Here is a 22,912-nt window from a genome sequence, read left to right on the forward strand (position 1 = left end):
TCTCTTATGCTTGAATGATTCGGCTTGCAAATGGCTCTAACGTTTCTTGTTGGAACGGCTTGAATTGATCCGTGTGGTTCATAACGAAATAATACGTCTCTTCTCCAACACTGCGCTTGTACGCCTCAACGCCCTTCTCTGTATCTACATGGACTAACTGATGATCGTGAATAATATCTTCAACAATGGCATTCATCGCATCGTCATTTAGCCCGCCACCGATATAATACGCAACGCCTTCTCCATAAGCATTCTTCGTAACAGCTGCGTACTCCTTGTAGAAATAATCTGTGTAGCTGAACAACGGCTCTGCAGTGTTCACTTTAATTAAATCACGCCACATATTCATCGTAGCTGGGACTTGTTCAAATGCCCCACTGCCTTGCAGGGTAACAGTCGGCTCTTCCGTGAGTGATTCAATTTCTTCAACGCGAATCCCAGTTAAATCAGCGACAGGTCCTGGTAGATCACGTTTAAAGTGAATCGTATTATCTTTATCCTTCAACCCTGTACGGAAACTGAATAGTACCGTTCCTCCACGCTCTGTAAATTCACGAAGTCGCTTAGCAAATGGTTCATCCATCAGCTGCATAACCGGAACGACCACTACTTTATAGGAGGAGAAGTCACGGTCGTATGGCAATACGTCCATCGCAACGTTACGATCATAAAATGGGCGATACAAGCGCACCATTTCATCATGAAAGTCAAAGTCCTTGCTCTGAATTTGTCCTTCCCACGCCCAAATGTTGTCGTAATCGTACAAGACGGCGACATCCGCATGAATTGGGCTATCAAGGACATGCTCATAAGAAGACATATCTTCAAACACTTCCTGTGCTTCTTGATACTTCCTACCGTAGCGGCCGTCGTGGTCAACGACGCCATAACAGAACTGCTCCGCCCCGTGCGTCATGCCACGCCAGCGGAAGAACAGCATATTTGAACAACCATGAGCGAACGCTTGGTACGCCCACATTTTCGCCTCATTCGGACGTGGTAAGTAGCCAATGACATCATGACCTTGTGCTCCTATTAGCTCCTCAACAATCCAGAAGTTTTGTTGCTTCAACCCCCGGTTAAAGTCAAGCGCAAGGGCGGTTGCTTCAGGCGGTACCGGCTTCTCAAGACCACCCCACACTGGATAGTTGTCATATGAAACAAAATCCATCGTACGAACATTCTCCGCATGGTCGAACTGCTTGCCAAAGAAACCACCGGACACGTTCGTCGTAATTGTCTGGTGATCTCCTTTATACTGACGAACCGCTTCAACCATTTCATGGGCGAATCGATTAACAGAATCAGAACGGAAGCGTGCCCAGTCAAGCTTTAAGGATGGGCTATGTGTCGTAATGGTCGGGGTAGGCATTGGAATCTCTTTGAAATCGTTGTACGTCTGCCCCCAGAAGATTGTTCCATAACGTTCGTTCAGTTCATCAATGGTTCCATATTTAGCTTCAAGGAACGTCTGAAATTTGGCATGACATTGCTCACAGAAGCAACGGTCGCTTCCTTCGTGCCCAAATTCATTGTCAATCTGCCATACTACGACGTGCTCACGGTTCGCGTACTGCTGGGTGACTTTCTCAGTAATACGGCGTGCATATGTACGGTATACATCTGAATTAAAGCAATATTGACGACGACCGCCGAACGCGCGCTCGTTGCCATACTCGTCCTTTGATAAGATAGAAGGATATTTGCTTGCTAGCCAAGCAGGGAAAGTCGCAGTCGGAGTTCCGAACATGACAGATAAGCCTTTCTTCTCCAATTGTTCGATTACGCCGTCAAAGAAAGAGAAGTCGAATTGCCCTTCTTGTGGCTCCATCTTGTGCCATGCAAATTCCCCGATACGAACCATATTGCTCCCCAGTTGTTTAATGCCTTCCATATCTTCTTCCATGACCGCTTCTGGCCAGTGCTCTGGATAATAATCCACTCCGAAATAACTCATGATTCTCCTCCGATCTCCATTGTAAATGTCCATGTATATGTCCCATTAGCCGGGATGTAGCTTGCTTTCCCAATTTTATGTGCGACATAGACGTCATCATAAACGCCTGTGCACGGTTCAAGAGCAAAGTTGTAATCTCCTCGATACCCTCCATGCGTCTTCCACACTCCGAGGTATGGAACTTTGTCCTTCTCGAAGGTGTACGTTAGCGTCGCATCGAGATCCCCTTGAATAACCCGACACCATCCTTCTGTTAACGGTTCTGTGAAATAAAACTTCTCAACATTGTTCGCCTGTTTGTCTTCCATGCGAGACAAATCGATTACGTTTCCACTCTTCTCAGAATACGTCTTCGGAAATCGATGACGTCGTCCCCACTCTCCTAAGTGCTGAGAAGCATGTTCCACATTCATAACTTCAGTCATCCCTTTCGGCACTTCGAAAGTCGTGGATGGATTCATGTTCAAGAGCGCATGAGGTGTCCAGATAAATGGAAAAGGCTCATTTGAGTGATTGATGGCTTCATATGAAAACTCGAGTGCTTTCCCATTCAATCGCACCGTTTTCCTAAGTTCATATGGGAAACGCGGAGATGCGACCGTAAATGCTAAGTAATCATCTCCTGCTTCCGCGTCCCATGGCATAGCCCATACTTCACCATGGTCAGGGATACTTCCTTCTACAGTTGGATGTGGACCTTGATCAATCCCTGGGAACATATCGTCACTTCCACTTGAATCATAATCTGAGAAGGGAGCCCCGTATGGAGGGGCAAGCAACGTATCCTCATTCGACTGGAACAGCCATTCATAGTCATGCGTTACATCGTATAAGCTCGCAAGCTTAGAACCATAAGTAGGAAGAAATGTACAGCGCACGTACTCATTCTTAAGTTCAATACTTGGAATCCCTTTGTATGTTCCGCGCTTCACCTCTACCCCTCCAACCTGGTCGTAGTCCTCCATTAAAGGTTGTTCTGTTCTGTATAGGCTCGTTCCGTCCATTCCCATCACATCTTCACTCCTCTCATGTCATTCACGCTTCGTGAAACGCTAATGATTTGACCCCATCGCCAATTTCCACTACATAGAAATCTGGCCGGATCCCTGTTTCCTCTTCATATTCTCGTCCCACTACTTCCATAAACGATTGAATGTCATTCGTGCGCACAAGATTAACGGTACATCCTCCAAATCCAGCCCCTGTCATGCGAGCCCCTACAGCACCAGCTCTTTGCGCTGCTGAAACGAGCGCATCTAACTCATGCCCCGTCACTTCATAGTCCTCACGTAGTGAGCGATGGGAGTCATTCATCAAATTCCCAAAGGCAGTTAGATCTCCGCTTGCCAAGACACGTGCTGCTTCTTTCGTTCGTTCGTGTTCATAGACGACGTGACGAACCCGCTTTCGGTCTACGTCATTCCCAATCTCATCTTTCCATTGTTCAAAGTCACTAGGGGAAATCTCACATAAGTTGTGGAGCGTATGATTCTGTTGCAAATCCGTCAGTGCCCGCTCACATTCTTTGCGTCGTTCATTGTATTTTGAATCCGCCAACCCTCTTCGTTTGTTCGTATTTGCAATAATAAGTGAATGGTCTGCTAACTGAAGAGGGCTATATGAATAATCGAGTGAGTCACAGTCGAGTAAGATTGCATGCTCCTTACGCCCCATTGCAACAGCGAATTGGTCCATAATGCCACAGTTTACACCAACGAACTCATTCTCAGCACGTTGCGCAAGTATGGCAAGTTCTTTGCCGTCGATGGAAAGGTTAAACAGCGCATTCATTGCAGCTCCTGTCACCACTTCAATTGAAGCAGATGAAGATAAGCCAGCCCCATTCGGAATATCTCCATAAAAGAGAATGTCTACCCCATTCGTCATGCAATACCCACTCTTTAGTAACGTGGAAATCATCCCAATCGGGTAATTCGCCCAATCTTGTTCTTCTTTATACTGCAAGTCAGCGAGATCAGCTTGAATAACTCCTTGCTCCTTAAAGTTCATCGAATATAGCCGGAGAAGGCCGTCCTCTCGCCTACGTGCCATCGCGTATGTCCCAACATCCAGCGCACATGGAAACACGTAGCCTCCATTATAATCAATGTGCTCCCCAATTAAGTTCACTCGCCCAGGTGCAAAGAACAGCTCCCCCTCGCCATTGCCAAACACTTGTGCAAACGCTTGTTGCAACGCTTCCATCCTACCATCCCCTCCATACTATCCCTTCTTGATGTAGTATAACTGCGAATCGAAATCGAGAGATTCACCCTGCCCACTCGTTTCCAGTCGCTCCGTTTCACTGCGTAGCGGCAGCCCTACATACATCAACTCATCTCCATAATACTCCCCTACTTCTCCTTCAATGTGATACGTTGCGTCAGGGTCAAGTCCCCGCAGGCGCAGCTGTTTGAAGCCTTGATTTGGCCGTGATAGCGTCTGATAATACCCAACAAGCGCTTCGTCTCCTTGTGGTGAAACTACCATCCAACTCGTCACATTGCCATCTCCTTCAAACGGACTGATCAACCGTAGGAAACGCCCATTCTGAATCAACGACCTATGCTCTTTGTAAAAGTCAATTTGCTGCTTTACTTCACGTTTCTCCTCAACAGACATCCTCGTCACATCCAGCTCATAACCGAACATGCCAAAGTAGGCGACATTCGCTCGCGTTTCAAGGCTTGTGTTGCGTTTCACCTGGTGGTTCGGGACAGCGGACACATGGGCGCCCATACTGCTGAGAGGATAGACGAGCGATGTTCCGTATTGAATCGATAATCGCTCAATCGCATCGGTGTTGTCACTCGTCCAACCTTGAGGAGCATAATAGAGCATACCTGGGTCAAATCGAGCCCCTCCGCTCGCACATGACTCAAATAACACATGTGGGAACGTTTCCGTAAGCCGCTCATATAGCTCATACACCCCAAGCAGATAGCGGTGTGGTACTTCTGCCTGGCGGTCGTTTGCTAAACTGAGCGAGCCGACTTCGGTCATCGTTCGATTCATATCCCATTTCACATACGTAATCGGAGCTTCTGAAAGAACCTGACTCATCGCAGTAAACATGTAATCGACTACTTCTTGACGGCTATAATCAAGTACATATTGATTTCTCCCATGGGACAAGCGTCGATTCGGAACTTGAATGAGCCAGTCCGGATGCTCCTCGTATAGGCTACTTTCCTTTGAAACCATTTCAGGCTCAAACCATAATCCGAATCCCATCCCAAGCTCTGTAATTCGATCAGCAAGATGACGGATGCCGTTCGGAAGCTTGGCTCTGTCAACGACCCAATCACCAAGAGACGTGGTATCATCATTCCGCTTTCCGAACCAACCATCATCGAGCACAAATAACTCTACCCCTACTTCTTTCGCTTCACGAGCTAACTCCACGACTTTCTCCTCTGTGAAATCAAAATACGTCGCTTCCCAATTGTTGATTAATACAGGACGGATACGATCTCGCCATTGTCCTCTCGCAAGACGTGTGCGGTACAGCTCATGAAACGTGTCGCTCATTTGGGACAACCCTTCATCTGAATACGCCATAACTACTTCTGGCGTTTGGAACGATTCGCCCGGTTCAAGCTTCCACTCAAAATCGAAAGGATTGATACCTAAAGAGACGCGCGCACAATCGTAGTGGTCCACTTCGACTTGAGCTTGGAAGTTGCCACTATACACAAGACTGAACCCAAACACCTCTCCTGTCGTTTCAGTCGCATCAGGACGCTTCAGTGCGAGAAATGGATTCTGCTGATTGCTGCTCGTTCCACGTGTGCTCGAGATTCCTTGCAAGCCAGGCACTAAAGGACGAGTGTAGAGATGTCGTTCTCGAATCCATGCGCCTGAGAGCTGGAGCAACTCGAAATTTCGATCCGCTAAATCAACGGAACAACTTAACGCACGTTGTAGACGAAGCGGCGCATCCGCCTCTGAATGAACACGGGCCGAGCGTACAATTACATCTCGTTCGTGATACACCGTATAAGCGAGTTCAACCATAAGACCAGCCGTCGCATCAGCCAGACGAAGGAGTAAGGTCTCTGCCTCACTATCCTCCTCCACATAGGTCGCTGGCAATCCAGATAAAGATGGTTTACCAGCAACGATGGTGTAACCGACATACTCAAGATCGGTTACCCGACTCCCATCTGGATGCACGACGTGTAGAGCTGGTTCTCGGTAATCAGTCGTCCCGTACGTTGGATATTCCTGCCTAGCCAAATCGAGAGAGAACGTCGAATCTCCTTCATATACGTATGTTGTATTCGGACGTTCTTCCTCTCGTTGCAAATGCTGATAAGAGCGATCTGCTAATCGTTTCCCATAATGAAGATGGCCCAGTTGACCATTTCTCATCACATGAAAGATATAGCTGACCCGGTTCCCTTGCAGATGAAATTGCCTTGTTTCTTCATTAACATAGATTGGCATAAAGCCCCTCCTATTCTTTCACAGAGCCTCCGAGAATACCGGAGATGAATTGCTTTTGTAACAATAAGAAGAAGATCATGATTGGCAATGTGGAGAGCGTCGTCCCCATCATCACTTGGCCATAGTCAATTCGTGACATACCAATTAGACTTGAGAGCGCTACTGGTAAGGTGTACATGTCACCAGATTGAAGCACAACTAAAGGCCATATAAAGTTGTTCCACTGGAACATGAATAAGAAGATCGCAACTGCTGCTAGCGCAGGACGCATAACTGGCAACACAACACGGAAGAAGATATGGAATTCTCCAGCCCCATCAACCCGTGATGCCTCAAGCAGTGAATCCGGTAATGCTTGCATGTTCTGACGCATCAAGAAGATGGCGAATGGATATGCAAGCTGCGGCAAGATAACCGATTGATATTCATTTAGCCAACCTAAATTCCCGAAGATTTGGAACAACGGAATTAACGTAACATGATACGGAATCATAATCGCGACGAGCAGCATAAAGAAGATAGCGTTACGTCCTTTGAACTTAAATTTCGCAAACGCATATCCTGCCCCGCTACAAATGACCAAGCTTAACGCAGTAAACGTTAGTGTAATAAATAAGGAGTTGAACATGACGCGGACAATGCCGACGTTCTCGTTCAAATTCATTAAGTTCTCCCAACCGTGCGTTCCTGGCAGAAAGTTCGGCGGAATATTAAAGACTTCGCCGGATGGATTCGTTGCTCCAACAATCATCCAATAGAACGGACCAATGGAGAAGATGACGCCGATAAACAACAAGATGTACATGATGGTCTTTCGCAATGGACTAGCTGTATTCATCATTTATCCTCCCCTGCTACTTTCATCTGAAGCCATGACAAGACCCCAATAATCAAGACAAGCACATAAGCAATGGCAGAAGCATAGCCAAAGTCAAAGTATTGGAAGCCATTTTGATACAAGTACAGCGTCACTGTTAGCGTTGCATTATTTGGACCTCCATCCGTCAAGATGTACGGCTCATCGAACAATTGCAACGTCCCAATCGTAGACAACACGAATGTGAAGAGGAAGATTGGTTTCAACTGTGGAATCGTAATATAGAAGAATTGGCGAAGCTTACTCGCTCCATCCATTTCGGCTGCTTCGTACAAGGAAGCCGGGATATTCTGTAGGCCAGCTAGGAAGATGACCATGTTATACCCTGTCCAGCGCCATGTAATGACGAGCATAAGCGACACTTTAGACCAGAATGGATCGGTTAACCATCCAACGGGTTCCACGCCTATAAGAGATAACAAGTAATTCACAAGACCATAATTCTCATCCAACAGAATCATAAAGATGATCGATGCCGCTACGAGCGCAGTGATCGCCGGCATAAAATAAGCGATACGGAAGAATGATTTCATTTTAATCAGCTTCGAGTTTAATGCCGTTGCAATAATGACGGCTAAGAATAGCTGAATGGGTACTTGGATTAATAAGATAATAAATGTGTTCCCAAGAGCCTTGTAGAACAGCTTGTCTTGGAACAAGCGAATGTAGTTATCAAACCAGACGAAGGAAAAGTTCCCAGCCTTTCCTTCTTGAAAGCTTAATAGAAAGGAAGAGATAACCGGATAAACAGTGAAGATTAAAAACAGTAAAACCGCCGGTGCGATAAAGATATACGGTGCCGTTCTCGGCGTAATCCACTTCCGTCGCTCCTTTTTCGGCTGTGGATTTGGAGATGTTGACGTTTCTACACTAGAGGTAGCATTTGCATTCGATTGGCTCATGTAGCCGCCCTCCTTCAGGTATTCTAGAATCAAACTTTATTAATCAATTTAATAAAGTGAATAGAAATAGAACAAGGTTCGGCCGTACACCCCCATGGCCGAACCTTGTTCACATCCTTATTCGTTTATTTCACGATCTGTATCATTCGCTAGCGTGTCAGCTGCATTCTGAAGCGCTTCGTCTACGGATTGACCATCAAGTAGAATAGAAGCTTGTGCATCAGACACAAGTTTCAACGCACGGGAATAATCACTCGTATAGTTCGCTACTGGAATGTCTGGTACAACATTTGCAAACGTTTCGTAGATTTGTTGATTGCTAAAGTACTCCACTTCTTGCTTAAAGTACTCGTTCTCATACGCTGATTCTAGTGAAGGGAATATACCTCGTTCTTTAAGTGCAGTCATTTGTGGATCTTCCTCAGTCGTAAAGTATTCTACAAATGCATAAGCTGCATCCTGGTTGTCAGAAGAGCTTGGAATGGCTAGGTCTGAACCGCCTAAGTTCGCAGCACGGTTACCCCCTTCTTCAAACGCCGGCAATTGGAAGACGCCCCATTTCCCATCTAAATCAGGAGCCTGGTCCGTAATCGTTCCGGAGTACCATACGCCAAATGGTACAGTTGCGACTTCACCGTTAACTGTTGCAGAAACAACACCGTTCCATCCATCATTGTTTAGAACTAAGTCAGCCTCATGCATCTCTTTAATTGTTTCAAAGGTACGTTTAGACTCGTCAGAAGTAAGGTCAATATTGCCTTCTTCGTCAAAGTAATAGGCTCCTTGCTGGTTCATCATCATACGATACAACGCATCATCTGCTGCGATGTCGATTGGACCCATTTTCACACCCGTTTTCTCTTTAATCGTCTTACCTGCTTCAATGTAATCATCCCATGTCTCGATCTCTTCAGCGTTCACGCCTGCCTCTTCAAAGATATCCGTACGATAGAAGACTGCCGCTGGACCGATATCCCATGGAGCCGCTAAGTATTCACCGTCTGCATTCTGCGTAACAGAATTCTTATATTCTCCAAACTTATCGCTATGGTCGTCATAACCTCTTTCTGATAGATTTGTTAAACTATCAGGAAATTCACTCATATAGTTCGCTAGACGATCTGACTCGACAAGGACAACGTCTGGAAGACCATTTCCACCTGAAGCAAGCCCTACCGTAAGTTTGTCATAGACGTCTAAACGACCAATATCTTCTACTTTCACATCTACGTCTGGGTATTCTTCTTGGAACCCTTCAACTGCCATCTCCATCGACTGCGCCGCTACATTCCAACCCCATACTGTAATTTCACCAGAAGGTTCTCCACCTTCTCCTCCGCTGTTCTCTGAACTCGATTCATCAGAACAGGCGGCCATAACCCCTACTGAAAGACCTAATGTTAACGCCAATGAAAGCCACTTCTTCATGAATTCATCCCCCTTTGATGATTCCGTTTCGATAAACTTAATAAAATAAATTAATTAACTTACCGTAAATGTACCATAGCCCAACTTAATTTGAAAGCGCTTTTTTATAAGTTTATGCAAAATTTCTGAATAAAGAGGAAAGGGCGTATAAGCGCCCCTCCGACTTTCTAGTTAGGATTGGCAGGACAAGGTTGCATAGTTAGACTTTGATGGAAGACCATTCTCCTTCACCACTTGCTGATACCAGTAAAAACTGTCTTTCTTTACACGCTGAAGTGTTTCATAATCAACATATACAATTCCGAACCGTTTATCGTACCCATATGCCCATTCAAAGTTATCCAAAAACGACCAGAGGTAGTACCCTTTCAAGTTCACACCATCTTGCTCGATTGCTTCTTGCATCGCTTTGAAATGACGGTCCAAATAGCTAATGCGGAAGGAGTCGTCTACTTTCCCCTCATTCACCACATCATCAGCAGCACAGCCATTTTCAGTAATGTAGAGTGGTAGATTGCCATAGCGTTCTTTACACTCTAGTAAACGTTGACGAAGCCCATCAGGATAGACTTCCCATCCCATCGCTGTACGTTCCGCATGCTCCTTCTGAACCTCTCGCCCGTTCCAAAATGGTACCGTATTGTCGTAAGCAATGATGGTACGGAAATAATAGTTAATCCCACAGAAATCAATCCGCTGACTAATCGTATCTAAGTCCCCATCTTGTATAAAATCTAACGGAAACGCCTCTTCGTAGCGGGATTTAATGTCTTCTGGATAAGATCCAAGGAGAACCGGGTCGAAAAACCACTTGTTCAACATCCCGTCGTACAGCTCCGCAGCTTCTTTATCCTTCACATGTTTATTAGCAGGGTAAACGGAAGACGTGGAATACGTAATCCCAATTTCACTTTGGAGACCTAACTCGCGGTGTACCTTGACGGCCATTCCGTGCGATAACAAGAGGTGATGAGAAACCTGAAGCGTGGCCCGTAAGTCCTTCATGCCAGGTGCCATTTCACCAAAGTAATGACCTAGAAAAGCGTGCACAAACGGCTCATTGTGCGTAATCCAGCGAGGAACCAAATCCCCGAAGCGTTCATAGCACGTCTTCGCATAGGTAGCGAACGCATCCGCGGTCTCACGGTTCAACCATCCACCTTTGTCTTGGAGCTTCTGTGGAAGATCCCAGTGAAACAACGTCACAGCTGGCTCAATGCCTGCTTCATGTAACGCCTCAAGGAGGTTTCGATAGAATTGAACTCCTTCTTCATTCACATCACCTGTTCCATTTGGAAAAATGCGCGGCCATGAAATCGAGAAACGATACGTCTTAACCCCTAGTTCTTTCATGAGTGCCACGTCATCTTTGTACAAATGGTAGTGGTCACAAGCAATGTCGCCCGTATCTCCATTTTGGATATTGCCTTCTATATGCGAGAAGCGGTCCCAGATGGACTCTCCGCGTCCACCTTCGTGAACAGCTCCTTCAATTTGGTAAGATGCTGTTGCGACTCCCCATTCAAACCCCTTTGGAAATTGTACAGTCATTCCCCATCACCTCCATGTAGTGTATACGTGAACTATTTCATAAAACGTCCCCCTAGACAACTAATATAAAACAAATGTGTAAACGCTTAACTTCCAGTTCCGTCCATTTTCTTTCGTTTTCTTTGTTTTTTGGACTTTTTTAACTTAATTAAGAAACTTCATCGGCTCCTATGTTAAACTAACTGTAATTTATACGTCGGTAGGAGGTGCACCACATGAGTACACAAATGAGAACAGGTAGTTTCCAACTAATGAAATCCATGAATCGTTCCATTATTTTAAATCTCATACGCGAGAAAGGGCCCATCTCCCGTGCTGAGATTGCTAAAATCACGAAACTGACTCCACCAACCGTAAGCAATATCGTCAAGGAGCTCTTACGGAGTGAATTTGTTATTGAAACTTCACAAGGAACGTCGAAAGGTGGACGGAAGCCAACGTTATTGGACATTAACTCGAACCATTTCTTTATCATTGGAATCGACGTCGGGCATGTGTATGTGAAATTTGTAACGAGTAACCTAGCAGGGGACGTTCTGGAACAAGTTCGATTAAAGCTCGATTCTCACCCCAATAAGCAAACGATGATCAACGTGTTGAAAAGAGGTGTCCACAAATTATTGGAACAAAGTCAACTCCATGTGGACCGTTGCCTCGGGATTGGGGTCGGTATGCACGGGATTGTGGATAACGAGAATGGGATTTCCTTATTCACCCCTGCCTTTAACTTACGAGATATCCCAGTTGCCTCTGTTCTTGAGGACGAATTTCAGCTTATGGTGAAGGTTGAGAATGACGTTCGTGCTATGACGCTCGGCGAAGCTTGGTTCGGAAATGGGGACAAGCAAGAGAATTTCGTCGGGGTCAACGTTGGGTACGGAATTGGTGCTGGTATCATGTACGAAGGACAACTCTTCCACGGAGAAGCGAATATCGCAGGGGAGATTGGTCATATGACAATCGATCTTAATGGACCGAAATGCGATTGTGGAAATTATGGGTGTCTCCAAGCCATTGCAGCTGGACCTGCTATAGCTGAACGAGCTGTCAAAGAGCTTAAATTTGGAGCCTCGTCCCTTCTAACGGACATGTGCGGGGGTGACCTTGATAAGGTTACAGGTTCCATGGTGCATAAAGCGGCAGTTCAAGGGGATGAATTTAGCACCCGAATCCTCCACGATACAGGACGCTATTTAGGTATTGGGCTGACGAACCTTATCCACACCGTGAACCCAACTCGCATCATTATCGGAGGAGGCGTGGCTCAGGCTGGAGAGTTTATATTGTCTGGTGTCCAAGAGATGATCGCTTCTAAAGGACTGACGCAACAAGCGAAAGAAACTCCTGTCCTCTCCGCTCGTTTGAAGGAGAATTCCACTGTTATGGGAGCAGTTGTATTAATTCTTCAAGAGTTCTTCGTTCGTAAGTAAAGAAAGGCACAGTGCCAGGAATAGCGCTGTGCCTTTTTCTATTCATGATTTTGGGAGTCAATTTCTAGTATCGAACCTCTTCTTCTACAGCCTGCCTCATTGCCCGCGCTGCTTCGTATGGAGTTTCACTTCTACTTACAATTGAAATGTAGGAGACCCCATCCGCTCCCGCCTCCATCACTTCTCTTGCATTGTCAATGTGTATCCCACCGATTCCAACTATCGGTTTTGTCACATTAACCTTTCTTATTTCCTTGATTCTTTCAGGTCCTGATGGCGTTTTGGCATCCGGTTTTGTCTTAGTCCCATATATAGGTCCTACTCCGATATAATCCACATTCAATTCATTCGCGAGTAAAGCTTCCTCTACCGTATGAGTGGATAAGCCAACCACCTTCTGTCGAAAATCGTGTAGGACTGTTTCAATGGCGGTATCGTCTTGTCCAACGTGGATTCCGTCTGCATCCAGTTTCTTAGCGAGAGCAACATCATCATTAACAATAAACGGAATATCTTCTTCTTGGCATAGCTGTTGAAGCTTTCTTGCTAGCTCCTCTTTTCGCTTTCCTGATCGTGAACCTTCACCTTTCTCACGGAACTGAAAGCATGTAATGCCACCTTGAATCGCTTGACGTAACGTTTCAACTGGATCTCCAATACAATCCTGACTCCCCATAATAAAGTAGTTTCTAAGATCAATCATTGTGGACAACTTCCTTTACTACTGCGTGTTGCTGCACCGCTTCCAATGTAACTGTGGACAAAGTATCTAGAAAACGTGGGTGGAACGTTCCAGGTCCAGCTGCGTCATCCACAGCAAGTTCACTTGCTACCCCGTATGTGGACACAGCAGACACTGCATTGTCCACACGGTCACCATCCAAAGTTAGAAACGCTGTGACAACAGAGCTTAACAAGCATCCTGTTCCTGTCACCTTCGTCAACATAGGCGTTCCGTTCTCACACGTGTACGTCCTTGTCCCGTCCGTCACCACATCTTTCTTACCCGTGAGGATAATTAGTGTCCCTAGCTTTATCGCAGCGGCTTCAGCTAGCTCAACCACATCTCCATCATCTGAAGAATCCACACCTCTTGCTTCCCACGGTCGGTCAATGAGCGTTGCAATTTCCCCAGCATTCCCACGAATTGCGGTAAAGGATATCGCCTGTAGCAAGTCGCGACACGTTTCCTTCCTGTACGCTGTCGCTGCAACACCTACCGGGTCCAGAACGACAGGAATTCCATTTTCGTTGGCACGTCGACCTGCGAGATGCATTGCTTCAACGTCACTTGCCGTTAACGTACCAATATTGATGAGTACGCCATCTGAAATGCCCGCCATATCTGCCGCTTCTTCAGGCGCTTTCGACATGACTGGGGATGCGCCAATTGCGTACAAGCCGTTCGCAGTAAAGTTACTAACAACTTCGTTCGTTAGATTGTGAATAAGTGGCCCTTTCTCACGTAAGGCAGTAATCGTCATCGTATCTCCTCCAATTTATGTTGATGGTGGCGATAAGCCCAATGGTTTGTTGGACCTTGCCCATGTCCGATACCAAGCGTGTGCTCAATAGCTAGTGCGATAAATCGCTTCCCAGTCTGAACGGCTTCAAGAAGGGATTTCCCCTTTGCTAACTCAGCCGTGATGGCAGCTGAGAACGTACATCCAGTACCATGCGTGTGCTTCGTATCGAACCTCGGCGTCACCAATGTATGAAAGTCCTCTCCGTCATAAAATAAATCGAGTGCTTCCCCTTCCATGTGGCCCCCTTTTACGACGACTGACTTTGATCCAAATTCATGCACAATTATCTTTGCAACCTTCCTCATGTCCGCTTCCGTCTCGACCAGTTCCCCTGTAATCGCCTCGGCTTCAGGTACATTCGGGGTCACAACAGTTGCAAGTGGCAACAGCGTCTCTCTTAGAGCACTTCGGGAAGCTTCATCCATTAACGCATCACCGCTTTGGGCAATCATGACTGGGTCCATGACATAGGGAACACCAGCCTGTTGGATGCGTGAAGCCACAAGCTTCATCATGTCAGTCGTGGCAATCATCCCGGTCTTTAGTGCATGGACAGGCATATCCTCAAGAACCGCTGCAAGCTGATGGTCAATAATTGATAACGGCATATGCTCCATGCCACGAACGCCTGTCGTATTCTGAGCAACAACAGACGTAATGACCGACATCCCAAACGCCTCAAGCTCCTGGAACGTTTTCAAATCTGCCTGTATACCAGCCCCGCCACTCGGGTCTGTTCCAGCAATTGTTATAGCCCCACGGACATTACTCATACGTAGTCACCGCCTGACGAGGAACAAGCTCCCATGACTCTTCATTGTAAGCCATTTCCCAGAAGCCCCATTCAAGCTGAGAACTCTTTATGAATGCCTCCTTCATCGCCTCTTTCTCTCGTTGGCTCGCGCCTTCTGCCCAGTCATCGAGGCGCTTCCGGATATCGTCTGTCGTCTCACGAATGCCCTCTTCTGCGTAGAATGCAATCCATTCATAGAAAGGATGGGCTTCATCATGCCCAATCTCTTCAATAAGGCGTTCGCCAATTTCTAAATAGGTCCACGGACAAGGAAGGATGGCAGCAAGAATCTCACCTAAGGACCCTTCGTGACCGTAATGCTTCATGTGTTTGATGTAGTGATCTGCGGATGGAGGAAGCGGATAGCTTTGCAAATCGTCGTAATTGATACCGATATACTGACAAAGGTTGTTGTGTGGATGAATTTCGCTATTCAAGACGAAATCAATCTGCTGTTTGTAGAAATCCATGTCGCTTCGGTCAGAACTTTTCGAGATGGCAAGTCCGTACATGTGCATAAAGGCATTCAAGTACTCAAAGTCTGCTTTCACATAATGCTCGACCGCACCTTTTGGGATGTCACCTTTCGCCAGTCCTCTAACAAACGGATGGTCAAAGATTGCGTTGTAAATGGAATCTGCTTCTTTACGTAATTCTGTGGAAAATGTCATAATTGTTCCTCCTAAATGGGATTAGGAAGCAACCTGGGGATTTTGTGGGGACAAGTTGGTTGTCATAAAGCTTTCCCATACAAAAAAGCCGCCCCAGAAACTGGAGCGGCCTGAATTTACAGTGTAAGGGTAAAGGTTGCGACAGCTCGTCTTAGAAACACTATGAATCTAGCATTCATAGGCTCATAACAAGTGTGGCTACTCTTGTAAAACCAACCGACTCCACTTCCCTTCGCTGGTACTAACCAGATCAGGTTCAAAGGGACCAAGGATCTCTCCTTATCTCAGCCTCGTTACTTCGAGGCGCCCCTAGTGGACTTCCTTTATTTACTAAACACGATAACATAGCTTATAGAAGTTGTCACGTGAAAGCTAAACACCGCGACGATTGCCCCATAAGAGAGCATGTACTTGTGGCAGTACGCGCACACGGTTCAGCGCGTCAGATTCCATCGTCCGCTCAATGAGCCATTCGTATTTCTTTAACAATTTATACATCAGTACTTCATCGTTCTGTTCCTCTGTATCGTCATTCCCCACCTGAAGAAAGAAATCCACATGTGGATAACGGGCATGAACGTCCTTGGCGTACTCTAGGTCTGCTTCATCAAATACAACAACCTTGAGACTCGCTTTGTCCACACGGCCTGCTTGTTCAAGTTCGTGTAGAATCCCGTCTAGCTTCACCCAGTTGGTCTCCATGCCAGAACTAGGAGGCTTCGGCGACAGCGTTAAATCGTCTATCTTTGTAAACCATTCTTGATAACGACTTCCTTGCGTCTCAAGTGCGACTTCGCACCCCTTATCATGGAGAAGGTCGACGAGAATGCCCATATCTTTCAACAAGGCGGGATTGCCGCCGGATACTGTCACGTGGTCAAATTTGTCGCCGCCAATGGTATAGAGTTCCTCGTAAATGTCTTCTGCAGACAGCTTGCGAATATCGTCCTTCGCACTGCCATCCCACGTAAATGCCGAGTCGCACCACGAACAACGGTAGTCGCATCCCGCTGTCCGTACAAACATCGTTTTACGCCCGACAACCATTCCTTCTCCTTGGATGGTTGGCCCGAATATTTCTAGTACAGGAATGCTACTCATCGATCATCCACTCCCGTCTTGCTTCTGCGTAGCTCGTCGGAGTCTCATACAATTTCACGAACTCGACTCTCGCCCCTTCAAACTGCGCTTGAAGCGCCTCATCCATCTTCTCATAAATCCACACAACCATGTTCTCTGCCGTTGTATTCATAAGAGGTAAAGTCTCGTTTAAGTATCGATGGTCGAGGTAGATTTCAATTTCGTTCTTCCAGATGTTCTTTAGGTCGCCAAAGTCGATGACAATGCCGATTTCATCCACGTAGCCACTTACTCCGAAGATGACTTTGTACGTATGTCCGTGTAAGTTCTTACATTTTCCTTCGTAGCAATGAAGGTGGTGCGCTGCATCAAAGGTGAATTCCTTGCTGACCATCACCCGCTTATGATGATATTTCAACTCACTGCGACGGATATCCTCATCAATCTTCTGTAGCTGTTCAACAATGCGAAAGCCAAAGTCGTTAAACATCTGCTCGTACCTCCTCACGCTTCTCTAAATACGCTTGTAGTCCTCGCTGTCGTAACTGACACGCTGGGCATTCTCCACACCCTGAGCCTCGGACTCCGTTGTAGCATGTGAGGGTCTTCTCACGCACATAGTCAAAGCCACCAAGCTCATCCGCCAGTTCCCACGTCTCAGCTTTATCGAGCCACATCAGGGGAGTATGAATGACGAACTTCTCATCCATGGACAGATTCAACGTTACATTTAACGATTTGACAAAGTCATCTCGACAATCTGGATAACCACTAAAGTCCGTTTCACAAACTCCTGTCACGATATGTTTCGCATCAATTTGATACCCCATAATGGTTGCGAAAGAAAGGAAGATCAAATTACGGCCAGGTACGAACGTACTTGGAAGTCCACCGTCTTCTCCGTCTTCAACTGCAATATCATCACGCGTTAACGCATTCGGAGCAAGCTGATTTAGTAGCGACATATCAAGCACGGTATGCTTTACACCAAGTTCTGCTGCAATCTCCTCCGCCACTTCAATCTCTTCAGCATGACGCTGATTGTAGTTGAATGTGACCGTCTCTACTTCCTTGAATCGTCTAAGCGCCCAGAACAGACAGGTCGTACTGTCCTGCCCCCCACTAAAGACGACAATACACTTCTCTTTATTCATAAAAAAAATCCCCTTTCTAAAAGTAGAAAAGAGGATCCATGCACCCATAAAAACAAAAAAAGCTATACCTAAGGTCGGTATAGTCACATCCTTAGTTTTTTATAGAGGGTGTCGCTAGAACCTCTCCCGCTGTTTCATCAGCGGACTTTATTCAAATGTCAATTAACTAGTTTACCATATTTGAACATTACTGCCTAGCGAACATACAATCCCAAAATCTTGTTAAACATTGACACGCACCGACACCACGGCATGGTCAGAATTTTAATAACGTGTTAAACTAGTAAAGCATATTATTTGGTAGAAAAGAGGTTTACTATGGCATCAAAGATCAAACGTAATGACCCTTGTCCTTGTGGCAGCGGGAAAAAATACAAGAAATGTCACTGTGGTATAGAAGAGGTCGCTTCGACAGAAGTTGTCATGGAACAAGAATTAGACCAATTGTACCAGCAGCTCATCAGCCTTGGTGTAGGTTCATACCAAAGCCACGTACGCCCTAGCGCTTTGCCAGACTTCCCTAAGGAGTATAGCGAGCTCTATACATTTAACTATATTGTCAAACAGATTATGGATGAGCCTGTTGAGGGAGATACGACGATTATAGACAAGTTCTATGAGAAGAAGGTAGATACCCTTACACGCCCACAAACACTTGAAGCCTTCAAGATGTGGCCAGGTGCCGCTCCTGTTCTATTAGAAGTGAAGCAGGTAGACAATTTCGTCGTTCAAGGGCAGGACCTCTTAACTGACGAAGCTTACACGGTTAAGATTCCTGATGACATGAGCGAAGTCGTTGTATCAGACGTGCTTCTTGGATACTTATTCAATTGGGGTACGCACTATGCGTTGATTCCAACACCAGTACCATTCGACAAGCGCATCATCGAGAACTTCATGGATAAATCCTTCAACGATGACTATGAAGCGAACAAGGAAGAGAATGAAACGAAGTCTGAGTACTTCCAGCGTCATTACTTACGTATGATTGAAACGCTGATTCAGCACCTTGAAACAGATGAGTTGAGTTCTGACAACATTAACTGGTCTAAAGATTCTCACCAGCAAGTAGCAGAACTGTTTGAAACGTATGCCGACCATAACCGTCTCGGCCAAAAAGTGATGGAAGCAACACTTGGTTTCTGGTCTTACTACTGTAAAGAGTACAACCCAACTATTCGTAAGCCTGAGATCTTCGCGGCTGCACTTGAGTATCACGTGACAACTGCACCAGAACTTGGCGTTAAAGCGAATGTCACTCAGAAAGAAATCGCAACGAAGCACGGCGTCAGTCCAAACAGCCTGTCCAAGCGTAAGAACGAAATTGGCGAAGCGTTCCAAACGTTCCTACAAGAACAGCAAACAATGGTATAAATACCTACAACCCCCTTTCCCACTATGGTGAAAGGGGGTTTTTGTATGGTGGAAAACCACTAAAGAGATAAAACACACTTTTTCGTACCCAGCGGGAGGTAAAATACACATTTCACCTAGAGTAAAACATTGAAATAACCCCTCACACTTACATAAACGCATTCTGAACAACCGTACCCTACTGTCCTATGATGAGGCTACCGCGGAATAATTGAAGCAGCGCTGCCTTCCAAATGAGGCGAACGATGATCGATGAAATGAAGTTTGATGACGTAGTAGACCAACACAAAGGGATGATTTACCACATTCTTCACAGACTACACATTAAGGACACCGAAGGAGACTATTATCAGGAAGCACTCATCGCCCTATGGCAAGCCTGGAATACACACGATGCAGCGAAATCGAAGCTATCCACCCATATCTACTACACCGTACACAAGCACTTACTTACGCTTATCCGGACACAGAATCGGAAATCTTCTCATCAGAAAGCCTACATTGAAGAGACAAAGCAAACCTTGAATGAAAATGAGGAATCTACCTTATTCGATCCTTATTTGCAGCAAGAAATAGAATCCATCTTAACGGAGAAACAGTACGCATGGTTTAAGGGGGTAATTATGAACGGGCAGCCCCTCCAAGCCATTGCAGCGAAGGAGAACACCACACTTGAGGCCGTAAAGAACTGGGGGAAAGCTGCTAAGAAGAAACTAAGAAGCAATAGAGAAGTAAAAGGGTATTTCTCCCAATAAATGAGCATAAAAAAACGGGTTAGCTTCTACCGAACGAAGCTAACCCTCATGGAGTGGTTGGTATGATCTTAGGGAGATCTTTCATTATGGTTTGTGGGACAAAACCACCTAGCCAAATCGTAATCAAGATATGAAAACGAAAAGAGGCTTGGTCAGGAAGTTTGGAGTCAATCATTAATTGACCTTAAACAATGTAACACTAATGTGAAGCTAATGTAAATAAAAACTTAAGCGTTCATCGTTATTCGTAATGTTCGTAGTTTTCAGTTTGGCATTAATGGGAAATAAACCCGTTTAGAGTGCCAATGTGCTGTTTGACTTTCTTTTATTAAGGGAATTTTATATGATAGTACTGTTTTAGGAGGTGTAAGCGTTGAATAATGCTCAAACAAAGCTTTACCACTATTTAGTTGAACAGAGCCCACGAATTACCGATGATTGGCTGAATGCTCGTGAGATAAATGGTCAATCCGTCTTCTCGAGAGATGCGGGAGTTGAAATGGATCGCCAATTACGTGAAGAGAACCGTCGACTTGTGACCTCCATCACGAAAGCCTTCATTGAAGATGAGGACTCCCTCCATAAAGAGTGGGAAGCCTGGATTGAACTTGTATCCGACAGAAGACTCGCTCAAGATATGCCGCTTCACGAAGCTGTACAGCAGTTCCGAGTGGTTCGAGAAGTCTACTACAACTATATTAAAGAATTCTCCAAGACACACGATGAAGTGACGGTCGAGGATATTCTTCACTGGAATGATCTTGTGAATTCTACATTCGACTGGGTCATCACACAATTTCTTAAGCGTTATAATGATAAGACAGAGAAAGAACAACAGCGAAAGCAAACGCTCATTAACGAGCTCAGCTCCCCAGTTATCCCGATTACGGAAGACGCAGCCATCCTTCCATTAATGGGAGACTTAGATACAGAGCGAACTGCTTATATTCATAAGAATACGCTCGAGCATTGCAACGAGTACGAATATGACACCATCTACATCGATTTATCTGGTGTACATAACATTGATACCCTCGTCGCACACCGAATCTTCCAATTGATTGATTCATTGAAGCTCCTCGGGGTTACGACCATCTTATGTGGACTCAAGCCTCGAATCGCTCAAGTAGCCGTAAATCTTGGATTAGACTTCACGAACATACAAATGAAGAGCAAGCTGTCCCACGCCTTACAGGAACGCATGGGAGATTTAAATACCTCACACAACTAAACCCCTCGGGTCCTATTGACCCAAGGGGTTTTAAGATTCATTCATGACAATTGGCAATATTTCAGAGGGGCGGAAATCACTCAGTCTTGGCAAACGGAAGACATCCATCCAAATAGGAGTATACGTCCCTTTCTGAGGACTAGGGTTCACCATCTCTTCCCCTTCACCTGTACCGAACACCCCACCCTTCATCTCCACTAGGAAATAATAATGGGTTCGTTCTTTATAGAGTGTAGCTACTTCTTTCACAATCTGCACCTCGACACCGAGCTCTTCCTTCGCTTCTCGAAGTGCCGCTTCCTCTTTCGTTTCTCCCTCTTCAATGCCACCACCAGGTACAACGTAGTACGTACGACCACGCTTATTCCGGCGAATTAAGGCTAACTTTCCATCTTGAATTAAGATGATTCCAGCACGCGGCTTCATCGCATAAACTCCTTTCATTCCGTCAGTCCATTCTATCAGTAAGGGCACAATCCCCTATGCAAGAAACGTTTCTATTATCATAGCATGTTTCACTAATAACTGGGAGAGTCACTCCCCCATTCATCGCGCCCGGTTTCTTTATACAACGAAAAAGAACGCCTGGTCTCCCAAGCGTTCTCTCGTTAAGACACAGTATAAGGATGCAGCGTCTGCTCCATCGATTGGCGAAACTCTTCGTAGCGAGGAATGATGTGACTTGTCAGCTTCTCATAGTCATCTTTCTCTTCCATCCAGTCGCTAAGCAACAAGACGACCTCGTGAAATTCACTCACCTTACAAGAAATGCCCTCGTTCTCATCCAATAGACTCGACATGGTATCATGACTCTCTGACAACTTCTGAAATGCAAGAACAAGGTCAGATAATACTTGTGAGCGCGCACTTCCATATGGGTTGTCCTCTAAGTATGAGAACCCTTCACTAATGACTTTCAACATACCTTGATACTGATGAAAAAATTCCAACTGTGACTCTTGTAACTTCATAAGTAATCCCCCTACTTCTTTTTGTCTAAGTACATGCCGTCATAATTAGAGAGATGTTGATAAGGATTTGTGTAACTCTGCTTTTGCGATTTTTGTTTTTTTAAAGCTAGCAAATCTTTCTTTATCAACTGCAGCACCAATTGATTCTTGGATTGAATTTCTTTATCCATGTCCTGAATATTCCTAGCGTATTGCTTCTCTTCCTCTGTAACGGGTTTTTCCACTTTCTCAAGAAGTGTTGAACGCTCATTGAGCAGATCAGTTAGTCGTTCAATGTAATCGTCGCGTTCAGCAACCTTTGGCACTTCTTGAACATGGGTGTACAACTGTGAAGTAAGGTCGTGGAGTTGCTTTAATACAGTCATTAGGCTTGTCCGCCTTGACCAAATTTCTCCATTCTAGTTTGTTTCACAACTTCCTTCCATGTATCTCTAAATTCCGTCGCCAAACCTTCTACCTCATCCAAGATGTTCACATCGTTGTTGATATTTGCTTCCATCAAGCGTCGATTCATGTAATCGTAGAGCGGCATAATTTCCTTAGAAATCTCATAATCCTGGTTCATTGTCACCATGAGCTCTTGAACGATGTTACGAGCTTTTTGGATATTCGTGTTCTTTGCTTCGAATTGATTGGATTCTATGGCTTTACGAGCCAGTTTAATAAACTTCAAGCATCCGTTATACAACATTAACGTCAATTCGCCAGGTGACGCTGTTTGAACTGAGTTACTCTGATAGGCTTGAATAGACATGCATTGTTC

Annotated in this window: 23 protein-coding genes and 2 riboswitches; of the genes, 4 read left to right on the forward strand and 19 right to left on the reverse strand. The window is 45.5% G+C overall.

Annotation, left to right across the window (positions count from 1 at the left end; translation table 11 throughout):
- Window positions 1–4 precede the first annotated feature (4 nt).
- The 8 genes from H513_RS0100385 to H513_RS0100420 all read right to left on the reverse strand — a co-directional run bounded on the left by H513_RS0100385 (window position 5) and on the right by H513_RS0100420 (window position 11,164).
- Entirely contained in the window at window positions 5–1,957 is a 1,953-nt protein-coding gene (locus H513_RS0100385) for a beta-galactosidase (RefSeq protein ID WP_026798907.1), read from the reverse strand.
- The gene (locus H513_RS0100390; protein WP_231572054.1) at window positions 1,954–2,967 is read right to left on the reverse strand and encodes an aldose epimerase family protein; all 1,014 of its coding nucleotides are present in this window, start codon (window positions 2,965–2,967) and stop codon (window positions 1,954–1,956) included. Before H513_RS0100390 ends, H513_RS0100385 begins: the two co-directional genes overlap by 4 nt.
- Window positions 2,968–2,992: 25 nt before the next feature.
- Window positions 2,993–4,162, reverse strand: a complete 1,170-nt coding sequence (locus H513_RS0100395) for a galactokinase (protein ID WP_026798909.1) — start codon at window positions 4,160–4,162, stop codon at window positions 2,993–2,995.
- A gap of 18 nt (window positions 4,163–4,180) precedes the next feature.
- Entirely contained in the window at window positions 4,181–6,406 is a 2,226-nt protein-coding gene (locus H513_RS0100400; protein WP_026798910.1) for an alpha-galactosidase, read from the reverse strand.
- 10 nt (window positions 6,407–6,416) lie between these two features.
- On the reverse strand, window positions 6,417–7,244 hold the full coding sequence (locus tag H513_RS0100405) for a carbohydrate ABC transporter permease (protein WP_197057394.1): 828 nt from the start codon (window positions 7,242–7,244) through the stop codon (window positions 6,417–6,419).
- A complete protein-coding gene (locus H513_RS0100410; protein ID WP_026798912.1) occupies window positions 7,244–8,185 on the reverse strand; it encodes a carbohydrate ABC transporter permease in 942 nt (313 codons plus the stop codon). The genes H513_RS0100405 and H513_RS0100410 overlap by 1 nt, the downstream gene beginning before the upstream one ends.
- A gap of 117 nt (window positions 8,186–8,302) precedes the next feature.
- Complete coding sequence (locus H513_RS0100415) at window positions 8,303–9,613, reverse strand: ABC transporter substrate-binding protein (RefSeq protein WP_026798913.1); 1,311 nt, start codon at window positions 9,611–9,613, stop codon at window positions 8,303–8,305.
- 171 nt (window positions 9,614–9,784) lie between these two features.
- Window positions 9,785–11,164 carry a GH1 family beta-glucosidase gene (locus H513_RS0100420; protein ID WP_026798914.1) on the reverse strand — a complete coding sequence of 460 codons (1,380 nt, stop codon included), beginning with the start codon at window positions 11,162–11,164 and terminating at the stop codon, window positions 9,785–9,787.
- Between the two features lie 215 nt (window positions 11,165–11,379).
- On the opposite strand from H513_RS0100420, the gene H513_RS0100425 reads away from it, so the two are divergent.
- Complete coding sequence (locus H513_RS0100425) at window positions 11,380–12,594, forward strand: ROK family transcriptional regulator (RefSeq protein ID WP_026798915.1); 1,215 nt, start codon at window positions 11,380–11,382, stop codon at window positions 12,592–12,594.
- Between the two features lie 64 nt (window positions 12,595–12,658).
- On the opposite strand, the gene thiE is transcribed toward H513_RS0100425, so the two are convergent.
- The 7 genes from thiE to queC form a co-directional block, all read right to left on the reverse strand.
- A complete protein-coding gene (thiE, locus tag H513_RS0100430) occupies window positions 12,659–13,297 on the reverse strand; it encodes a thiamine phosphate synthase (protein WP_036768863.1) in 639 nt (212 codons plus the stop codon).
- Entirely contained in the window at window positions 13,290–14,078 is a 789-nt protein-coding gene (thiM, locus tag H513_RS0100435) for a hydroxyethylthiazole kinase (protein ID WP_036768861.1), read from the reverse strand. Before thiM ends, thiE begins: the two co-directional genes overlap by 8 nt.
- Complete coding sequence (gene thiD, locus H513_RS0100440) at window positions 14,075–14,893, reverse strand: bifunctional hydroxymethylpyrimidine kinase/phosphomethylpyrimidine kinase (RefSeq protein WP_026798918.1); 819 nt, start codon at window positions 14,891–14,893, stop codon at window positions 14,075–14,077. Before thiD ends, thiM begins: the two co-directional genes overlap by 4 nt.
- Window positions 14,886–15,584 carry a thiaminase II gene (gene tenA, locus H513_RS0100445; protein WP_026798919.1) on the reverse strand — a complete coding sequence of 233 codons (699 nt, stop codon included), beginning with the start codon at window positions 15,582–15,584 and terminating at the stop codon, window positions 14,886–14,888. The genes thiD and tenA overlap by 8 nt, the downstream gene beginning before the upstream one ends.
- A gap of 210 nt (window positions 15,585–15,794) precedes the next feature.
- Window positions 15,795–15,905: riboswitch (TPP riboswitch) on the reverse strand.
- A gap of 51 nt (window positions 15,906–15,956) precedes the next feature.
- On the reverse strand, window positions 15,957–16,685 hold the full coding sequence (gene queE / locus H513_RS0100450; protein ID WP_026798920.1) for a 7-carboxy-7-deazaguanine synthase QueE: 729 nt from the start codon (window positions 16,683–16,685) through the stop codon (window positions 15,957–15,959).
- Window positions 16,678–17,154 (reverse strand): 6-carboxytetrahydropterin synthase QueD, encoded by a 477-nt coding sequence (queD, locus tag H513_RS0100455; protein WP_026798921.1) that lies wholly within the window; start codon window positions 17,152–17,154, stop codon window positions 16,678–16,680. Before queD ends, queE begins: the two co-directional genes overlap by 8 nt.
- Window positions 17,147–17,818 (reverse strand): 7-cyano-7-deazaguanine synthase QueC, encoded by a 672-nt coding sequence (gene queC / locus H513_RS0100460; protein ID WP_026798922.1) that lies wholly within the window; start codon window positions 17,816–17,818, stop codon window positions 17,147–17,149. The genes queD and queC overlap by 8 nt, the downstream gene beginning before the upstream one ends.
- An 85-nt stretch (window positions 17,819–17,903) precedes the next feature.
- Window positions 17,904–17,948: riboswitch (PreQ1 riboswitch) on the reverse strand.
- A 188-nt stretch (window positions 17,949–18,136) separates the two neighbouring features.
- Here queC and H513_RS0100465 point away from each other — a divergent pair.
- The 3 genes from H513_RS0100465 (at window position 18,137) to H513_RS0100475 (ending at window position 21,178) form a co-directional block, all read left to right on the forward strand.
- Complete coding sequence (locus tag H513_RS0100465; RefSeq protein WP_026798923.1) at window positions 18,137–19,192, forward strand: YecA family protein; 1,056 nt, start codon at window positions 18,137–18,139, stop codon at window positions 19,190–19,192.
- Window positions 19,193–19,425: 233 nt separating this feature from the next.
- Window positions 19,426–19,947, forward strand: a complete 522-nt coding sequence (locus tag H513_RS20760; protein WP_081658115.1) for a sigma-70 family RNA polymerase sigma factor — start codon at window positions 19,426–19,428, stop codon at window positions 19,945–19,947.
- A 373-nt stretch (window positions 19,948–20,320) separates the two neighbouring features.
- Window positions 20,321–21,178 carry an STAS domain-containing protein gene (locus H513_RS0100475; RefSeq protein ID WP_026798925.1) on the forward strand — a complete coding sequence of 286 codons (858 nt, stop codon included), beginning with the start codon at window positions 20,321–20,323 and terminating at the stop codon, window positions 21,176–21,178.
- A 30-nt stretch (window positions 21,179–21,208) separates the two neighbouring features.
- On the opposite strand, the gene H513_RS0100480 is transcribed toward H513_RS0100475, so the two are convergent.
- From H513_RS0100480 to fliS, 4 genes are all read right to left on the reverse strand, one after another.
- A complete protein-coding gene (locus H513_RS0100480) occupies window positions 21,209–21,622 on the reverse strand; it encodes an NUDIX hydrolase (RefSeq protein WP_081658116.1) in 414 nt (137 codons plus the stop codon).
- A gap of 164 nt (window positions 21,623–21,786) precedes the next feature.
- Entirely contained in the window at window positions 21,787–22,149 is a 363-nt protein-coding gene (locus H513_RS0100485) for a DUF8042 domain-containing protein (protein WP_026798927.1), read from the reverse strand.
- Between the two features lie 11 nt (window positions 22,150–22,160).
- Window positions 22,161–22,514 (reverse strand): flagellar protein FliT, encoded by a 354-nt coding sequence (gene fliT, locus H513_RS0100490; protein WP_026798928.1) that lies wholly within the window; start codon window positions 22,512–22,514, stop codon window positions 22,161–22,163.
- The gene (fliS, locus tag H513_RS0100495; protein WP_026798929.1) at window positions 22,514–22,903 is read right to left on the reverse strand and encodes a flagellar export chaperone FliS; all 390 of its coding nucleotides are present in this window, start codon (window positions 22,901–22,903) and stop codon (window positions 22,514–22,516) included. The genes fliT and fliS overlap by 1 nt, the downstream gene beginning before the upstream one ends.
- Between the last annotated feature and the right edge of the window lie 9 nt (window positions 22,904–22,912).

Source organism: Pontibacillus halophilus JSM 076056 = DSM 19796, from assembly GCF_000425205.1.
GTDB lineage: Bacteria > Bacillota > Bacilli > Bacillales > BH030062 > Pontibacillus_A > Pontibacillus_A halophilus.

Coding starts and splice junctions, on each gene's coding strand:
- H513_RS0100385 (WP_026798907.1), bottom strand. CDS start 1,957: ATGAGTTATTTCGGAGTGGATTATTATCCAGAGCACTGGCCAGAAGCG.
- H513_RS0100390 (WP_231572054.1), bottom strand. CDS start 2,967: ATGGGAATGGACGGAACGAGCCTATACAGAACAGAACAACCTTTAATG.
- H513_RS0100395 (WP_026798909.1), bottom strand. CDS start 4,162: ATGGAAGCGTTGCAACAAGCGTTTGCACAAGTGTTTGGCAATGGCGAG.
- H513_RS0100400 (WP_026798910.1), bottom strand. CDS start 6,406: ATGCCAATCTATGTTAATGAAGAAACAAGGCAATTTCATCTGCAAGGG.
- H513_RS0100405 (WP_197057394.1), bottom strand. CDS start 7,244: ATGAATACAGCTAGTCCATTGCGAAAGACCATCATGTACATCTTGTTG.
- H513_RS0100410 (WP_026798912.1), bottom strand. CDS start 8,185: ATGAGCCAATCGAATGCAAATGCTACCTCTAGTGTAGAAACGTCAACA.
- H513_RS0100415 (WP_026798913.1), bottom strand. CDS start 9,613: ATGAAGAAGTGGCTTTCATTGGCGTTAACATTAGGTCTTTCAGTAGGG.
- H513_RS0100420 (WP_026798914.1), bottom strand. CDS start 11,164: ATGACTGTACAATTTCCAAAGGGGTTTGAATGGGGAGTCGCAACAGCA.
- H513_RS0100425 (WP_026798915.1), top strand. CDS start 11,380: ATGAGTACACAAATGAGAACAGGTAGTTTCCAACTAATGAAATCCATG.
- thiE (WP_036768863.1), bottom strand. CDS start 13,297: ATGATTGATCTTAGAAACTACTTTATTATGGGGAGTCAGGATTGTATT.
- thiM (WP_036768861.1), bottom strand. CDS start 14,078: ATGACGATTACTGCCTTACGTGAGAAAGGGCCACTTATTCACAATCTA.
- thiD (WP_026798918.1), bottom strand. CDS start 14,893: ATGAGTAATGTCCGTGGGGCTATAACAATTGCTGGAACAGACCCGAGT.
- tenA (WP_026798919.1), bottom strand. CDS start 15,584: ATGACATTTTCCACAGAATTACGTAAAGAAGCAGATTCCATTTACAAC.
- queE (WP_026798920.1), bottom strand. CDS start 16,685: ATGAGTAGCATTCCTGTACTAGAAATATTCGGGCCAACCATCCAAGGA.
- queD (WP_026798921.1), bottom strand. CDS start 17,154: ATGTTTAACGACTTTGGCTTTCGCATTGTTGAACAGCTACAGAAGATT.
- queC (WP_026798922.1), bottom strand. CDS start 17,818: ATGAATAAAGAGAAGTGTATTGTCGTCTTTAGTGGGGGGCAGGACAGT.
- H513_RS0100465 (WP_026798923.1), top strand. CDS start 18,137: ATGGCATCAAAGATCAAACGTAATGACCCTTGTCCTTGTGGCAGCGGG.
- H513_RS20760 (WP_081658115.1), top strand. CDS start 19,426: ATGAGGCGAACGATGATCGATGAAATGAAGTTTGATGACGTAGTAGAC.
- H513_RS0100480 (WP_081658116.1), bottom strand. CDS start 21,622: ATGAAAGGAGTTTATGCGATGAAGCCGCGTGCTGGAATCATCTTAATT.
- H513_RS0100485 (WP_026798927.1), bottom strand. CDS start 22,149: ATGAAGTTACAAGAGTCACAGTTGGAATTTTTTCATCAGTATCAAGGT.
- fliT (WP_026798928.1), bottom strand. CDS start 22,514: ATGACTGTATTAAAGCAACTCCACGACCTTACTTCACAGTTGTACACC.
- fliS (WP_026798929.1), bottom strand. CDS start 22,903: ATGTCTATTCAAGCCTATCAGAGTAACTCAGTTCAAACAGCGTCACCT.